Origin of the sequence: Pseudomonas sp. SORGH_AS_0211 (assembly GCF_031453455.1) — a bacterium.
In the GTDB taxonomy this organism is placed as follows: domain Bacteria; phylum Pseudomonadota; class Gammaproteobacteria; order Pseudomonadales; family Pseudomonadaceae; genus Chryseomonas; species Chryseomonas aestiva.
On sequence record NZ_JAVIZV010000001.1, the window covers coordinates 579735 to 595831 of the forward strand.

A 16097-nucleotide genomic window follows, 5' to 3' on the forward strand; every position below is an offset into this window, starting at 1 on the left:
TTGTAGTGAACAAATCGATGCTCGTAGGTACGGTTCTGGGAGCCATCGTCGCCACCGCAGGTGGCGCCGTGGCGTACAGTTTCGTCGACCGCGGGCCTCAGTACGCCGAGGTCGTCGCCGTCCAGCCGGTCAAGGAAACGGTCAAGACCCCGCGCGAGGTCTGCAAGGAGGTCGCGGTGACGCATCGGCGGCCGGTTCAGGACCAGCACCAGATCGCCGGGACCGCCGTAGGCGCGGTCGTCGGCGGTCTGCTGGGCAACCAGGTCGGCAATGGCAGCGGCAAGACCCTGGCGACCATCGCCGGTGCCGTCGGCGGTGGCTACGCCGGCAACAAGGGTCAGGAATACATGCAGAACCGCGACACCTACACCACCAGCCAGACCCGCTGCAGCACGGTCAATGACAGCAAAGACCAGGTGGTCGGCTATGACGTCAAGTACCTGCTGGATGGCAAGATCGGCCAGGTCCGCATGGACCACGAGCCGGGCAAGCAACTGGAAGTGAAGAACGGCCAGGTGCTGGCCAGCCAGTGATCCGCGCCAGCGGCTGAAGCCCCAGGGCTTCAGCCAATGAAAAACCCGCTACCAGGCAACTAGTAGCGGGTTTTTTGTTGGGCCTTTCGCGGTGACCGGTGAGGTCACCTGCTCCGGCCGGGCGCGCGGGGCGCCTTGGCCGGCGCCGTCACTCAGATGGCGGGGCGGGGGGTTTCTGCTTTGGGCCGAAGCCACCGCCGGGCGGAGATCCACGCCGGCGCCTCGAACAGACCGTTGATGCCGCGGGCTTCCAGCAGCTTGGCGATGGCCACCGGCACCAGGATGCCGAAGGCGCAACCGGCGATGATGTGCAGCAGCCCGTCGTTGATGTGCAGGCCCTTGCTCAGGATGATGCGTGCGCCACTGCCGCTCAGCACGTGCATCACATAGATCGGCATGGACAGCGCGCCCAGGGTCAGCACCCATTGCAGCGGCCGCTGCGCCAGCACCATGCAGGTGGCGCTGACGAAGATGATGCCGTTCAGCGCCAGGACCAGGGTGGCCAGGCCGCGATCGGTGTAGACCAGGCCCAGCAGGCCGTGGAACCAGTATTCGAGCACCACGAACAGCAGGCCTGAACCCAGCATCACGCGGCCGGCCTGTTCTTCGATGGCCTGCTTGAAGTTGTTGAACCAGACGCCGAAGGCGAAGAAGACGAAGTTCTGCGCGGTGAAGGTGAAGAAGAAGTCTTCCGGGCCGGCGTTCTGGAACAGATAGACCAGGGCGCCAAAGGCGAACACGGCAAAGAACGCCATCGGCTTGGCCCAGCGATAGGCGAGCATGGCCAGGCAGAACACCAAGAACAGCGCATAGAGGAACCAGAACTGCTGGCGCGGCTCCCAAACCATCAGGACTTCGCTGAAGCTGACGCCGCCATTGGTGTAGCGCGACATCAGCGCCTCCACCGAACCCTGCAGCAGCGACCACACCAGGAAGGGATAGACGATGGTGTCGATCTTGTTCACCAGCAGGCCGCCGGTGCCGCGCTTGACGAAGGAGTTGTAGAAGAACAGGCCGGACAGGAAGAAGAACAGCGGCATGTGGAAGCTGTAGATGACGCTGTCCACCAGGCCGTGGAATTCGGCGTCCTGCAGGATGCCGGCGTTGAGCAGGCCGCGGACGACGTGGCCATAGACGACCAGCACGATGCCAATGGCCTTGGCATAGTCGACCCAGAGATTGCGAGTGTTCATTGAATGATCCTTTTCAAAAGAGAACCTGTGCAGCTGAGGCCAAAGCACTGGGGCAAACGAAAGCAGGGACGCTGCGACGCCAGGGCGCGCGTTGCGACAGGTTCGGTCATGGTAGGACTCCCGAAGGAACGACGTCCGTAAGTAGCTGGTTACAGGAAGGGGCTCCTTGCCCGCGTTCTGACCGTGGCTATCTGCCATTGTTCATGGCCTGTTTCCGGCGATGCGTGACCGGGACGACACTTTGGCCGCCCGAAGGGCAATTGTCCGACGAGCTGTAACCGGATGTTTAGAGAGAGTCTTTGACGAACTGCAGCTGCTTCTCCTTGAGCAGGGGCTCGTAGCGCGGCGAGGTATAGATCAGCAGGACCTGCTTCTTGCGCGCCGCCTGGGCGCTGAACTTGTAGACGACGGTGTCGTGATCGAAGGCCAGATAGGCCTGGGCATTGTCGTCCTGGGTCAGGCGCTCGAAGGCCGCGGCCGACGACTGGGAGGAGGGTTTGCCGTACTTCTGGGTGAGGCCTTCGGCAATCAGAAAGGACTGCGCCAGGGGCGTGACGATGGACAGGCGCAGGAAGCGGCCATCGATGAAGAAGGCGCCGGCCTCGACCTTTTCACCGGCGAAGCCGAGGTCGGTGCACTCGAAATAGTCGACGCCGACCACGTCGATCTTGCGCGGCTGGAAGGTGCAGAGCTTTTTCGCCAGAAAGGCTTTCTGGTCGGTACCGAAGGCGATGCCGGCGTAGCCGTCCACGGCCCGGGCCGGCGCGGGGACGAGCACCAGCAGCGCCAACAGGGGCGCAAGGAGAGGCGACAGGTAGGACCTGACGGTCATGGTGATCTGGATTCCCTTCACGAAGGCCCTGGGGCCCACTCAACCCGACGGATGCTAAGAGCTCCGCCGGGGCTTTGCCACCGCTGTCGACGGCTTTTGTCGAGGGGTTCAGGATTGGCGTCAGGCGATGCCGGGTGGAATCTGGTCCTTGCCGTAATCCTTGAGCTTTTCCAGGTTTTCCGGCTTCTGGTGCTCGGGGACGTCGTCGCCGTCGGCGGGGGTGTCCAGGGGTTCCTGATCGCGGGTGTCTTCGCTCATGGCAGCGCTCTCGGCAGGGGATGTCCGACTTTGAGGGGAGCGCCGACCCGACGGTTCCGCAACCTCAGCCACTGCCGCCATCGCTGAGCCAGCCTTCGCGGCGGGCCAGGCGCCAGGCGAGCAGCGCGGAGATCAGCCCGCGCAGCGCCATGAAGGCGAGAAAGGCCAGCCACAGGCCGTGATTGCCGAGGCCGCGCAGCAAGCCGCCGAGCGGCAGCGCCAGCAGCAGGGCCAGCAGCATCGAGTTGCGCATCTCCCGGGCGCGGGTGGCGCCGATGAAGAGGCCGTCCAGCAGGTAGCTGACCATGGCGATCAGCGGCAGCACGGCCAGATAGGGCAGGTAGGCGTGGGCTGCCTGGCGCACCGCGGCGATGTCGCTCTGCAGGGCGACGAACAGATCGCCGCCCAGCGCGAAGGCCACGGCGAAGCCGAGACTGGCCAGCAGCGACCAGCCACCGGCGATCACCAGCACCCGGCGCAGGGTGGCGCCCTCGCGGGCGCCGAGGGCATGGCCGGCCAGGGCCTCCACCGCATGGGCGAGGCCGTCGAGGGCGAAGGCGGTGACCAGCAGGCCATTGAGCAGCAGGGCGTTGACCGCCACTGTGGTCTCGCCCAGCTGGGCGCCCTGGGCGGCGAACAGCAGGAACACCGCCTGCAGCGCCAGGGAGCGGATGAAGATGTCGCGATTGACCGCCAGCAGCGGCCGCCAGCTGGCGAGGCGGCGCAGTGCCGGATGGTCGATCCGGCCGGGCCACAGCCGCAGGCGGCGCAGCACCAGCCAGAGGCCGAGCAGCATGCCGCTCCATTCCGCCAGGACCGACGCCAGGGCGATGCCCTGCACCCCGGCGCCGAGGCCCAGCACGAAGCCGGTCACCAGCAGCAGGTTCAGGACATTGGTGGTGAGCAGCAGCACCAGCGGCGTGCGCGCATCCTGGGTGCCGAGCAGCCAGCCGATCACCGCGTAGCTGAGCAGCGCCGCGGGCAGGCCGAGCAGGCGCAGGTGCAGGAAGCGCGCGGCCAGGTCGGCGAAGGCGGGATCTAGGCCAAGCCAGGCGAGCAGCGGTTCCAGTGCCAGGCTGGCGGCCAGCAGCAGGAGCACCGACAGGCCCAGCCCGAGCAGGCCGGCCTGCAGGAGGATCTGGCGCAGGGCGGCGCCGTCGCGCCGCCCGCTGGCTTGGGCGGCGAAACCGGTGGTGCCCATGCGCAGGAAGCCGAGGATGCCGAGCAGGGCGGTGTAGAAGGCGCCGCCCATGGCCACCGCGGCGAGCTGACGGGCTTCGGGCAGATGGCCGGCGATGGCGCTGTCGACCAGGGTCACCAGCGGCACGCTGAGATTGGACAGGATCATCGGCGCGGCCAGGGCCCAGACGCGACGGTGCAGCAGGGGATGACGCCAGTCGGCAAGCAGGGTGGACATGAGCTAATCGCAGCGGCGGCGGAGGACGCATTGTAGGCCAGCCGGCCCGGGTGGTCCTCCGCCGCAGCTCCTGCGGGCGTCAGTCCAGTTGGCCGCCGCCTTCGCGGAGGTCCGCCTGGGTGGTCGCCGCGCAGGTCAGCGCCAGGCGCAGGCCGGCGACCAGGGTCTCCAGGGCCATGGACGGCGCCCCGGGCTGGTGTGCGGCCTGGGCCGGCAGATAGGGGATATGGATGAAGCCGCCGCGTACCCCGGTGTCCTGCAGACGATGCTGCAGGCCGTAGAAGACGTGGTTGCAGACGAAGGTACCGGCGGTCTGGGACACCGCCGCGGGGATGCCGGCGTCGCGCAGGACCCGGGTCATGGCCTTGATCGGCAGGGTGCTGAAGTAGGCCGCGGGGCCGCCGGCCACCACCGGCTCGTCGATCGGCTGGCGTCCGGCATTGTCGGGGATGCGGGCGTCGTCGACGTTGATGGCGATGCGCTCCACCGACAGCTCGGCCCGCCCGCCGGCCTGGCCGACCGCCACCACCAGGGTCGGGCGATGGCGGTCGAGCAGCTCATCCAGCGCCTCGAGCGCCTTGCCGAATTCGGTCGGCAGTTGCGCCGCGACCACGGGCAGGTCGCCAAGGCGCTCTCCATCCAGCCGGCGCACGGCCTCCCAGGAAGGGTTGAGGGCCTCGCCGCCAAAGGGCGCGAAACCGGTGAGCAGCAGGGTCATGAGATACCTCACATCAGCAGATAGAGCAGCACCACGTTGCAGGCCAGCACCGCCAGGGCGGTGGGGACCTGGGCCTTGATCACGGCGTTCTTGTCGTCCAGCTCCAGCAGGGCCGCCGGGACGATGTTGAAGTTGGCCGCCATGGGCGTCATCAGGGTGCCGCAGTAGCCGGAGAACATGCCGATGGCGGCCATCACCGCCGGATCGGCGTGGTAGACGCCCACCAGCACCGGTACGCCGATGCCGCCGGTCATCACCGGGAAAGCGGCGAAGCCGTTGCCCATGATGACGGTGAAGGCGGCCATGCCCACCACATAGACCACCACCGCCACCAGGCGCAGGTCGAGGGCCACGTAGGCAGTGGCCAGGTGCGCCACCGCCTTGCCGACGCCGGCGTCGGTGAAGACCAGGCCGAGCATGGCCAGCGCCTGGGGCAGCACCAGCGACCAGCCCAGGGCATCGGTCAGGCGGCGCGATTCGCGCATCGCCTGGATCGGGGTGTCGCGGGTCAGCCAGCAGGCCAGCGCCAGGGCCACCAGGGCGCCCAGGCCAAGGGAGACGAAGGTGACATTCTTCGGGTCGAGCAACGGCAGGCCGGCGATCTGCACGTCCTTGAGCAGCACGCTGCCGATCACCGTCACCACCGGAATGGCCAGCGCCGGAATGAATAGGCGATTGCCCAGGCGGCCGGCGCTGGCGCGGGTCTCGCGCTCCGGGCGAGTCACGTGATGACCGCTGCCCACCGCACCGCAGCCGGCCAGCACCGCCATCAGCAGCACCCCGGCGCCCACCCAGGCCGGCGGCAGGCGATCGCCGATCAGGAAGACCAGGCTGAACAGGCCCCAGAACAGGCCGCTGGTCCAGCGCTTGGGGTGGTGACGATCGGCCAGGGTCATGACCGCGGTCAGCGCCAGGATGGCGCCGGCCAGCCAGAACAGATACTGGATCGACAGGATCATGGCTGCACCTCCTTGCGCGCGGTCAGCTCGCGATAGAGCTGGCGATCGAAGCGGTGCAGGCGCAGGGCATGGATGAAGAAGGCGCAAAGGGCCGTGGGAATGCCCCAGAGCGCGATGTGCAGGGGCTCGACATCGAGTCCGGCGCCGAGCAGGAAGGTATGCATCAGGGCGATGGCGCCAAAGGCGACGAAGATGTCCTCGCCAAAGAACAGCCCGACATTGTCGGTGGCGGCGCAAAAGGCCAGCAACCGCTGACGCAGGGCTTCGGGCAGGCGGCCATGTATCTTTTCGGCGGTGCCTTCGGCCATGGGCGCCAGCAGCGGTCGCACCATCTGCGGATGGCCGCCGAGGCTGGTCAGCCCACAGGGCAGCGGTGGTCTCGCGGACGAAGAGATAGAAGATCAGCAGGCGGCCGACGGTGGCGTTGCGAAAGCGCGCGATCCAGTTCTGCGCATGCAGGCGCAGGCCGTGGCGTTCGAGCAGGCCGATCACCGCCAGCGGCAGCAGGATGATCAGCGGCAGGGCGCGTGCCTTGATGAAGCCGGTGCCGATGGCGGCGAGCAGCGCCTCGGGGCTGAACTGGGCGGCGATTCCGGTGGCCACGGCGGCCAGGGCAACCACCAGCAGCGGATGGAACCTCAGCACGAAGCCGACCACGATGACCAGCACGCCCAGCAGCGGCCAGAGGTTGACGGTGGTTTGCATAGGTGGATGTCTCCAGCGGGTCCACCGCGCTCCGGGCAGACGGTGCGGCGGACGGTAGGAAGCCGCGGGCGGCTTCGGCTGATCCAGGCAGTGCCCGCGGCACGGCTCGTTATTGTTGTCGGGCGTCATGTGGCATAACGCCGGCTGGCATCTTTCGCCGCCGGTGGAGGTGGCGTCCAGCAAATAAAACTGTTCGCCGCCGATAGGGAAAAGCGGGGCAGACAAGGCGACTGGTGGGGGTAAAGTGGCGGGATAGCCTTGTCGAGGTCCCCATGAATCTGCGCTTTCTCGATACCTTCGTCTGGGTCGCCCGCCTGGGCAGTTTCCGCCTGACGGCGGAAAAGCTGTCCACCACCCAGGCCGCCATCTCCAGTCGCATCGCCGTGCTGGAGAGCGAGCTGGGCGTGCAACTGTTCCTGCGCGATTCCCGCGGCGTGAGCCTGACCGCCGAGGGTCATCGGGTACTGGGCTACGCCGAGCGGATGCTGGCCACACAGCGCGAGCTGCACGAGGCCCTGGGCCATGGCCAGACCCTGGAGGGCCGCCTGCGCATCGGCGTGATGGATACGGTGATCCACAGCTGGCTGGACCAGCTGATCGCCGCGGTCACCCAGACCTATCCGGCCATCGAGCTGGAACTGACCGCGGACACGGCGCTGAATCTGGCCGAGCAACTGGCGCGGGGGCAGCTCGACCTCATCTTCCAGACCGATCTCCTGCGCGCCGAGGGCATCCGCAACCTGCACCTGGCCAGCTATCCGGTGCGCTGGCTGGTGGCCAGCGACAGCCATCTGGCGCGCCCCTACGCCAATCTGGCCGAGCTGGCTGGCGAGCGCCTGATCACCTTTTCCCGCCATTCGCGACCGCACCAGGACATCCTCGGCCTCCTGCAGCGCGAGGGCATCGCCGAGCCGCGGGTCTGCTGCATCAACTCGGTGGCGGCGATCATCAAGCTGATGGGCGAGGGCTTCGGCATCGGCGCCCTGCCGCCGGCCCTGGTGATCGAGGAAGTGGCCCGTGGCAGCCTGATGCCTTTGCCGCTGGCCGGGCCGCCGCCCTTCGACGTCCAGGCCAGCTGGCATGGCGGTGCCGGCCTGGCGCTGAGCGAGGCGGTGGTGGCCCTGAGCCAGACGGTGGTGGCCGACTGGTGTACGCGGCTGGGCCCGGAGCGCGCCTTGCCGGTGCTGGTCTAGCCCGGGTGTTTCAACGCCTTCTTATCGCCAGCGCCCGGAATCTTTTGTTGGACAGCGGCGCCCCGGCTTTCCGACACTCGAGCTACTTCCTCAGAGGATCCTGTCATGCCCGCTCGCCTGCTGCTCAATTGCGATTCCGGTGAAAGCTACGGTGCCTGGTCCATGGGCGACGATGCCCATGCCATCCCCCTGGTCGACCAGGCCAATCTGGCCTGCGGCTTCCATGCCGCCGATCCCCTGACCATGCAACGCGCCGTGACCCTGGCGGTGGCCAATGGTGTGCAGATCGGCGCCCATCCGGCCTATCCCGATCTGGTGGGCTTCGGTCGGCGGCCCATGGCCTGCACCCCGGCCGAGGTGGAAGCCATGATCCTCTACCAGATCGGCGCCCTGGACGCCTTCTGCCGCGCCGCCGGCGTGCGCGTCGAGTACGTGAAGCCCCATGGCGCCCTCTACAACGCCCTGGTCAAGGACGATGCCCTGCTGACCGCCGCGCTCGCCGCATGCGCCCGTTATCGCCAGGGGCTGCCGCTGATGGTGCTGGCCAAGGCCGACAACGACCGCGAGCGCCGGCTGGCCGAGGCCGCCGGAGTACCGCTGCTGCTGGAAGCCTTCGCCGATCGCGCCTATCTGGCCGATGGCTCCCTGGCCCCGCGTGGCCAGGCCGGCGCCGTCCATCACGATGCCGAACGCATCCTCGCCCAGGCCGTCGCCATCGCCCGGGGCGAAGACTTCCCCGGCTTCGATGGCCAGCCCATGCGCCTGCGCGCCGACAGCCTCTGCGTGCATGGCGACAATGCCGAATCCCTGGCAGTGCTGCGCCGGCTGCGCGCGGCACTGGACGCCCTATGATCGTCTGCAAACCCTTCGGCGTCGCGGCGCTGCTGCTCGAGCTGGCCGAGCATCCCGACGCCGAGCTGCCCCCGCGCATCGCCCGCCTGGGCGAGCGGATTCGCCAGCGCTTCGGCCCGGCGGTGACCGATCTGGTGGCGGGCTGGACCAGCCTGCTGGTGCACTACGATCCCCTGCGACTGACCCTGGCCGAGCTGCAGGCCGGACTCGACCCCCTGCTGGCCGACTGGCCGGGCGCCGCGCCGGCGGGCGAGGGCGGGCGTCTGCACGAGGTCCCGACGCTCTATGCCGGCCCGGACCTCGCCGAGGTGGCCGAGCGCTGTGGCCTGAGCGAGGCCGAGGTCATCGCCCGGCACTGTGGGCGTGACTATCAGGTGGGCGCCGTCGGCTTCATGCCGGGCTTCGCCTTTCTCGGCGAGCTGGACGAGCGCCTGGCGCTGCCCCGGCGCAGCACGCCACGCACCAGCGTGCCCGCCGGCAGCCTGGCCATCGCCGAGCGCCAGACCGCGGTCTATCCGCAGGCCTCGCCGGGCGGCTGGAATCTCATCGGCCGCTGCTTGTGGACGGTCTTCGACGCCCAGGCCGAGCCGCCGTGCCTGCTGGCACCCGGTGATCGAGTGCGCTTCGTGCCCGTCGACGCAGCGGCCTTTCGTGCCCGGGGAGGTCAGTCATGAGCGGTCTCAAGGTCATCAAGTCCGGTCCCCTGACCCTGTTGCAGGACCTGGGGCGCCAGGGCTGGCAACACCTGGGCGTGGCCCCCTCGGGGCCCATGGACGGCCATGCCGCGCGCTGGGCCAATCGCCTGGTGGGCAATCCGGTAACGGCGCCGCTGCTGGAGATCGCCCTGGGCGGCGCCGAATTCGAGATGGAGACCGCTACCTGGCTGGCGCTGACCGGCGCGCCGCTGGACGCCCGCCTGGATGGCGAGCCGCTGCCGGCCTGGTCGTGCTTTCCGGTACAGGCCGGCATGCGACTGCGCCTGGGCTTCGCCCAGGCCGGGCAGCGCGCGTACCTGGCCGCTGCCGGTGGCGGTTTCCAGGCGGCGGCGACCCTGGGTAGCGTGGCCAGCAATCGACGCGAAGGCCTGGGCGGGCTGGAGGGCAGGGGCGCGCCCCTGGCAACCGGGCAGCGGCTGGATTGCGCGACGGTGGCCGAGCTGCATGCCCACGGCTGCGGACCGGCTGCGCGCTTCGTGCCGGACTATCGCGAGGTGCCGACGCTGAGGGTGATCCTTGGCGGCGACGCCGAGGCCTTCGGACTGGCGCAGCAGCAGGCGTTCTTCACGCAACCCTGGCGAATCAGTCCGCAATCCGATCGCATGGGCATCCGCCTGGCCGGGGAGGTGCCCCTGGCGCCCCCCCGTCGCCAGTGGTCGCTGGGGGTGGTAACCGGGGCCATCCAGGTGCCGCCCGACGGGCAGCCCATCGTGCTCATGGCGGATCGCCAGACCATGGGCGGCTATCCGCTGCTGGGCTTCATCCATCCGCTGGACCTGGCGCGCCTGGCCCAGTGCCCGGCTCATCACGAGGTGCGTTTCGCCCCGGTGGAACTGGCCGTCGCCCAGGCCGAGTGGCGGCGTTTCCTGGCCTTCTTCGGGGGTTGAGCACGCAGTCGGTCACGGCCGAGGAATCTTGTCCGCTTCGATGAGTCGCACGCTCAAGGACGACGCCGACTTCCCTTTCTCGGCGTCTGGCTTGAAACTTGCGTCACACGTCCGCTGTGACGACCGACAAGAAGGAGCTGGAACCGGCGATGAAAACTCCCAAACGCATCGAGCCGCTGATCGAGGACGGCTTGGTCGATGAGGTGATACGGCCCCTGATGAGTGGCAAGGAAGCGGCGGTCTACGTGGTGCGCTGCGGCAGCCAGGTACGCTGCGCCAAGGTCTACAAGGAGGCCGACAAGCGCAGCTTCCGCCAGGCCGCCGAGTACCAGGAGGGGCGCAAGGTGCGTGGCAGTCGGGAAAACCGCGCCATGGCCAAGGGCTCCAAGTTCGGTCGGCGCGAGCGCGAGGACAACTGGCAGAACGCCGAGGTGACGGCGCTCTATCGCCTGGCCGACGCCGGGGTACGGGTACCCAAGCCCCACGACTTCCTCGACGGCGTGCTGCTGATGGACCTGGTCACCGACGGCAATGGCGAGGCCGCGCCGCGGCTCAACGACGTGACGCTCACTGCCGAGGAAGCCCTGCGCTATCACGAACTGATGATCGGCCAGATCGTGCGCATGCTCTGCGCCGGACTGGTCCATGGCGACCTTTCCGAATTCAACGTGCTGCTGGCCGAAGACGGCCCGGTCATCATCGACCTGCCCCAGGCAGTGGATGCGGCCGGCAACAACCATGCCTTCCGCCTGCTGGCGCGGGATGTGGAGAACATGGCGCTCTACTTTGGCCGCTTCGCGCCTGAGTTGCGCACGACCCGCTATGCGCCGGAGATGTGGGCGCTGTTCGAGAAGGGCGAGTTGTTCGCCAATACCCGTCTGACCGGCGAATTCGCCGAGCGTGAAGACCAGGCCGATGTCCATGCGGTGATGCGCGAGATCGAGGCGGCGCGGCGTGACGAGGAGCGACGGCAGGCCGCGCGTCGCGAGCAGGACGAACCCAGCGTGCGCGAGGAACCGCCGCCGCCCTGGCTAAGCTGATCGTGAAGCAGAACGATTAGCGCTGCGATGAGACGAACGGCCCCAGTGGTCGGGCGATGAACGGCGTCCTCTGGGCGCCAGCGCGCTAAACTGGGCACTGAACAGCACAGGACTCTTTTCATGCAAGGCCATCCGGACGTCATCAACTACCTCAACCAGCTGCTGCGCGGCGAGCTGGCGGCGCGCGACCAGTACTTCATCCATTCGCGGATGTACGAGGACTGGGGCCTGATGCGCCTGTACGAGCGGATCGGCCATGAGATGGAAGAGGAAACCCAGCACGCCGATGCGCTGCTGCGTCGCATCCTGTTCCTCGAAGGCACGCCGGACATGCGTCCCAACGCCATCACCGTCGGCCAGACCGTGCCGGAGATGCTGCGCGCCGACCTGACGTTGGAGTACGAGGTGCGGGAAGCCCTGGCCCAGGGCGTGGCCCTGTGCAACCAGCACAAGGACTTCGTGACCCGCGAGATCCTGGTGGTGCAGCTGGAAGACACCGAGGAAGACCACGCCTACTGGCTGGAGCAGCAACTGGGCCTGATCGACAAGATCGGTCTGCAGAACTACCTGCAGTCGCAGATGAAGGGCGGCACCACGCCCCATGGCGCCGGCCTCTGAGGTCGGCCGGGCGGCGCCGTCAGGCGTCGCTCAGGAGGTGCGGGCGTCGTCCTCCGGTGCCCGAGGCAGATAGAGCGAGATGCAGGTACCCACGCCAGGCGTGGTGTCGACCTGGATCTGACCGCCCGACTGGTGCACGAAGCCATGCACCATCGACAGGCCCAATCCGGTGCCCTGGCCCGGCGGCTTGGTGGTGAAGAAGGGATCGAAGATCCGCTCCAGGATCTCCGGCGCGATGCCGCTACCGGTATCGCTTACCTTGACCCGCACATAGTCTCCGGCAGGCAGGTCGTCCGGTCGCCCGGGTGCGTCCTCGGGCAGATTGGCCGTGGACAACCGCAGCTGCCCCCCCTGGGGCATGGCATCCCGGGCATTGATCGCCAGGTTGAGCAGGGCGCTTTCCAGTTGCACCGCATCGATCACCGTCGGCCAGAGTGGCTCCGCCGGCTCGGCCCGGACCTCGATCGCCGGGCCGACGCTGCGGCGGATCAGTTCTTCCATGGCCAGCATCAGCTCGTTGACGTCGGTGGGCTTGGGTTCCAGCGTCTGCCGCCGGGAAAAGGCCAGCAGCCGCTGGGTCAGGGAGGCGGCGCGTGCGGCGTAGGCCTGGGCGCCCCCGAGCAGCCGGTCGAGCTGGTCTGTACGGCTCTGCTGCAGGCGCCGCTCGATCAACTCCAGGCTGCCGATGATGCCGGCCAGCAGGTTGTTGAAGTCATGGGCGATGCCGCCGGTCAACTGGCCGATGGCTTCCATCTTCTGCGCCTGATGCAGCGCCTGCTGCGCCTGGGTCAGTTCGACGGTGCGCTCGATCACCCGCTGTTCGAGGGTCTCGTTGGCGGTACGCACCGCCTGGAACAACTGGGCCTGCTCGATGGCGATGGCCGCGCGAGCGGCCAGGGCCGCCATCAGCCGTTCGTGGCGAAGGCTGAAACGCCCGGGTTCGGGATGGCCGAAGAAAAGCCCACCCAGCACCGTCCCGTCACGGGCCACCACGGAGACGGCCAGATAGCTGCGCACCGGCAGGTGTCCGGGCGGCAGGCCCTGGTGCGGTGCGGACTGGCCATAGCGCGGATCGGTAGCCACGTCGTCGGCTCTTACCACGCCCGCGTTCTCCAGGGTGGGGGCGAACATGGCCGTGGCGCCGGGCTCGCCGAGGCGCTCGAAAGCGTCGCGCTCGGCACCGGATAGGGTGAAGAGCCGCAGGCCGCCGCCAGCGTCGGTGACCTGATGACTGAAATAGGCGCCGAAGCGGGCGCCCGTCAACTCCACCCCGGCATCGGTCACGGTCTGCACCAGATGTACCAGATCCAGCTCGCTGGCCAGTTCCGTATCGATGCGCTTGAGGGCTTCCAGGGTGCGGGTTTCCTCGCGCAACTCGGCTTCGGCCTGCTTGCGGTCGCTGATGTCGACCAGGAATTCGAAGGCGCTGCCATCGGGCAGGCGCTTGGCGGCCACCAGGGCCCAGCCGGTCGAGTCGTCGCGGCGTCGATAGCAACGCTCCTCGGGCGGCACCTGAGCGTCGGCGCGTGGCAGTCTCGGGGCCGGCCAGGCGATGCGCCCGGCGGCCAGATCCTCGCGGTCATGGCCGCTCATGCGCAGGAAGGCGTCATTGGCATCGATCAGCCGCCCCTCGGCATCGAAGCAGAGGGCGCCCACCGTCTCGATCTCCAGGGCGGTGCGAAAGCGTCGTTCGCTGGCCTCCAGGGCAGCCCGGGCCAGATGGGCCTCGGTGACGTCCTGCCCCTGGCAGAAGATGCCGATCACCTGGCCGGTTTCATCGGTCAGGGGTTCGTAGATGAAATCCAGGTACAGGGTGCGGACCGGTTCGCCCGCGGTCTCCAGGCGCAGCGGCTGGTGCTCGGCGACGAAGCGGCGACCGCTGCGATAGACCTGTTCGAGCCACTCGAAGTAGCCCTGGCTCTGCAATTCGGGAAAGACTTCGCGCACCGTGAGGCCTTCGCGGGGCCGGCCATCGAACAAGCGGCTGTAGGCGACATTGATGAAGTCGAAGACGTGGTCCGGCCCCCGTACGATGGCGACGAAGCCGGGCGCCTGCTCGAACATCCGCCGCTGGCGTGCGGCCTCGGCGGCGCGCCGCCGCTCGTCGAGGATGCGCTGGGTGGTCTCGTGGCCCTGGTTGAAGATCCCGGCGATCTCGCCGCCTTCACCGCGGATGGGCGTGAAGCTGTAGTTCCAGTAGGTCTCGCTGACCACGCCCTGGCGCACCATCGGCAGCAACTGGTCGAAGACCGAAAAGCCCTGGCCGCTGCTCAGGACCTGCCCGAACTGCGGTCCGACCACCGGCCAGATGTCCTGCCAGACTTCCTGGGCGGGACATCCCAAGGCCCAGGGATGCCGTTCCGCGGGAATCGGTGCCCAGGCATCGTTGTAGAGCAGCAGCAGGTCGGGGCCCCAGTAGATGGCGGTAGGAAAGCTGGAGTTCAGGCAGATGCTCAATGCCGAGCGCAGTGATTGCGGCCACTGCGACGGCGGACCCAGGGGCGAATCCGACCAGTCGTGGGTGCGCAGTCGGGCACCCATCTCGCCGCCGCCGGCGAGAAAGTCCAGTTCGTTCCAGTCGGCAATCTGCGCTGCCATCTATTGTGCCTCCCCCGGCCACTTGTGCAATTCCAGGCGTTCAGACCACAAGAGCAGCGGAACTGCAGGACCCTGAGCGGATTTTTTGGTTGGCGGGCCCTTATAGCCGGGGCGCATAGCGCTCGATGGCCTCTGGCAGGGCCCAGCCGACGGCGAAGGCCAGCACGAGCACCACCAGTGGCAGCAGCACCCACCAGGTCCGCGTCGGAATCGGCTCCAGGCGATTGCCGCCGGTCTTCTGCAGCAGTGCCAGGCTCAGGCCGCAGAACCCCCCGGCGAGCAGGGCACCGGCGAGGATGTCGGTGGGCCAGTGCACGCCCAGATAGACGCGGCTGAGGGCGATGAGTACCGCTGGCAGGGCGGCGATCACCAGCCAGGCGAGGCGCCCGCGCGGACCGTAGCGGCGCCCGACGAGGATGCCCAGGGTCAGGAAGAAAGCGAAGGAGGCCGAGCTGTGGCCGCTGGGCAGGCTGTAGGTGGTCAGCGGCTCGGCGAGCACGTCGGGGCGGGCGCGGGCCAGCAGATTCTTCAACTGGCCGTTGGCCAGGGCGGTCCCCAGGGTGGTGCCCAGGGCGAACAGCAGCGGGCGCCACTGGCGATAGGCCGCCAGCACCAGGATCAGCACGGCGGCGAGGATCAGCTGGGTACGGAAATCGCCCATGCGGGTGATGACCACGGCGACCAGGTTGAGCCAGCCTTCGCGATGTTCCTGGACCAGGGCCATCAGGCCTTCGTCGAAGGCGCGCAGATGGTGCCAGCCGAACAGCAGCGCCAGTAGCCCGGCCAGGCAGAGGGCGCCGCTGATCAGCGTGGTGCCGGCGCGCTCGCGCCAGGCGCCATGGGCCACCACCGTCAGCAGCACCGCCGCGCCACCGAAGACGATGCCGGCCTGTTGCCAGAAGCCCTCCGGCAGCGGCAGGCGGAAGGCCGCGCCGGTCACCCAGCCCGGGCCGAGGTAGGCGATGGACCAGCCGGCCGCGGCCACCAGGCTGACGCTAACGAATTTGACCAGGGGCATGTCGAGCATGCCGGCGATCAGCGGCAGCAGCGGGCGCAGCGGACCGATGAAGCGACCCACCAGCAGACTGGCTATGCCGTATCTGTGGATGAAGCCCTCGGCCGAGCCGATCCATTCCGGGTGGGTGCGCAGTCCGGGCAGGCGGCGGATGCCTTCATGGAAGCGCCGACCGATGAAATAGGACACCGCGTCGCCGAGGATGCCGCCGAGAAAGCCCAGCAGCAGGGTGTCGAAGAGATTGAGCGCGCCATTGCCGGCGGCGACGGCTACGGCGAACAGGATCACCGTGCCGGGTACCACCAGCCCGGCCAGGGCCAGGCACTCGAGAAAGGAGATGATGAAGATGGCCACACCCAGCCACTGGTGGTGCTGGTTGATCCACTGGGTCAGGCCGTCTAGCAGTTCCGTCATCGAAAGGCTTCCTGGGGGCTGGGGTTGCGTCCTCAGACCCATGGGGAAAGCCTTGGTTGCCTCAAGGACGCGGATCGAGACGTAACGCCTCGGGGCCGGGGGATTGTAAATCGCGCTCGGGAATTTCCCAGACCAATAACTGTGGCGGG

Annotated in this window: 15 protein-coding genes and 1 pseudogene; 7 read left to right on the forward strand and 9 right to left on the reverse strand. The window is 68.1% G+C overall.

Going from position 1 to position 16097, the window contains the following annotated elements; translation table 11 throughout:
* Positions 1-5: 5 nt before the first annotated feature.
* Complete coding sequence (locus QE393_RS02665) at positions 6-533, forward strand: glycine zipper 2TM domain-containing protein (RefSeq protein WP_133863139.1); 528 nt, start codon at positions 6-8, stop codon at positions 531-533.
* 152 nt (positions 534-685) lie between these two features.
* Here the strand turns inward: QE393_RS02665 and QE393_RS02670 are convergent, their stop codons facing one another.
* From QE393_RS02670 to QE393_RS02700, 7 genes and pseudogenes are all read right to left on the reverse strand, one after another.
* Positions 686-1726, reverse strand: coding sequence for an acyltransferase (locus QE393_RS02670; RefSeq protein WP_273808569.1), 1041 nt, complete (start codon positions 1724-1726; stop codon positions 686-688).
* A 286-nt stretch (positions 1727-2012) separates the two neighbouring features.
* Positions 2013-2558 (reverse strand): hypothetical protein, encoded by a 546-nt coding sequence (locus QE393_RS02675; protein WP_310041999.1) that lies wholly within the window; start codon positions 2556-2558, stop codon positions 2013-2015.
* Positions 2559-2678: 120 nt separating this feature from the next.
* Positions 2679-2816, reverse strand: coding sequence for a hypothetical protein (locus tag QE393_RS02680; protein ID WP_007159685.1), 138 nt, complete (start codon positions 2814-2816; stop codon positions 2679-2681).
* Between the two features lie 64 nt (positions 2817-2880).
* Positions 2881-4233: an MATE family efflux transporter gene (locus tag QE393_RS02685; protein ID WP_310042002.1), complete on the reverse strand. Its 1353-nt coding sequence runs from the start codon at positions 4231-4233 to the stop codon at positions 2881-2883.
* A gap of 79 nt (positions 4234-4312) precedes the next feature.
* Positions 4313-4951 carry a pyroglutamyl-peptidase I gene (gene pcp, locus QE393_RS02690; protein ID WP_310042005.1) on the reverse strand — a complete coding sequence of 213 codons (639 nt, stop codon included), beginning with the start codon at positions 4949-4951 and terminating at the stop codon, positions 4313-4315.
* Positions 4952-4959: 8 nt separating this feature from the next.
* Complete coding sequence (locus QE393_RS02695; protein ID WP_017642536.1) at positions 4960-5910, reverse strand: DUF979 domain-containing protein; 951 nt, start codon at positions 5908-5910, stop codon at positions 4960-4962.
* Positions 5907-6615: pseudogene (locus QE393_RS02700) on the reverse strand (DUF969 domain-containing protein). The gene QE393_RS02695 and the pseudogene QE393_RS02700 overlap by 4 nt, the downstream one beginning before the upstream one ends.
* A 272-nt stretch (positions 6616-6887) precedes the next feature.
* Here QE393_RS02700 and QE393_RS02705 point away from each other — a divergent pair.
* From QE393_RS02705 to bfr, 6 genes are all read left to right on the forward strand, one after another.
* Positions 6888-7808 (forward strand): LysR family transcriptional regulator, encoded by a 921-nt coding sequence (locus tag QE393_RS02705; protein ID WP_310042009.1) that lies wholly within the window; start codon positions 6888-6890, stop codon positions 7806-7808.
* A gap of 105 nt (positions 7809-7913) precedes the next feature.
* On the forward strand, positions 7914-8660 hold the full coding sequence (locus QE393_RS02710) for a 5-oxoprolinase subunit PxpA (protein WP_310042011.1): 747 nt from the start codon (positions 7914-7916) through the stop codon (positions 8658-8660).
* Complete coding sequence (pxpB, locus tag QE393_RS02715) at positions 8657-9334, forward strand: 5-oxoprolinase subunit PxpB (RefSeq protein ID WP_310042014.1); 678 nt, start codon at positions 8657-8659, stop codon at positions 9332-9334. The genes QE393_RS02710 and pxpB overlap by 4 nt, the downstream gene beginning before the upstream one ends.
* On the forward strand, positions 9331-10263 hold the full coding sequence (locus tag QE393_RS02720; protein ID WP_273808577.1) for a biotin-dependent carboxyltransferase family protein: 933 nt from the start codon (positions 9331-9333) through the stop codon (positions 10261-10263). The genes pxpB and QE393_RS02720 overlap by 4 nt, the downstream gene beginning before the upstream one ends.
* A gap of 149 nt (positions 10264-10412) precedes the next feature.
* Positions 10413-11303 carry a PA4780 family RIO1-like protein kinase gene (locus QE393_RS02725; RefSeq protein WP_017642530.1) on the forward strand — a complete coding sequence of 297 codons (891 nt, stop codon included), beginning with the start codon at positions 10413-10415 and terminating at the stop codon, positions 11301-11303.
* 120 nt (positions 11304-11423) lie between these two features.
* Positions 11424-11921, forward strand: coding sequence for a bacterioferritin (gene bfr, locus QE393_RS02730; RefSeq protein ID WP_310042017.1), 498 nt, complete (start codon positions 11424-11426; stop codon positions 11919-11921).
* A gap of 30 nt (positions 11922-11951) precedes the next feature.
* Here the strand turns inward: bfr and QE393_RS02735 are convergent, their stop codons facing one another.
* Together QE393_RS02735 and QE393_RS02740 are read right to left on the reverse strand one after the other, a co-directional pair.
* Positions 11952-14519 carry an ATP-binding protein gene (locus QE393_RS02735; protein WP_310042020.1) on the reverse strand — a complete coding sequence of 856 codons (2568 nt, stop codon included), beginning with the start codon at positions 14517-14519 and terminating at the stop codon, positions 11952-11954.
* A gap of 100 nt (positions 14520-14619) precedes the next feature.
* A complete protein-coding gene (locus QE393_RS02740) occupies positions 14620-15948 on the reverse strand; it encodes a bifunctional DedA family/phosphatase PAP2 family protein (protein WP_273808581.1) in 1329 nt (442 codons plus the stop codon).
* Positions 15949-16097 lie beyond the last annotated feature (149 nt).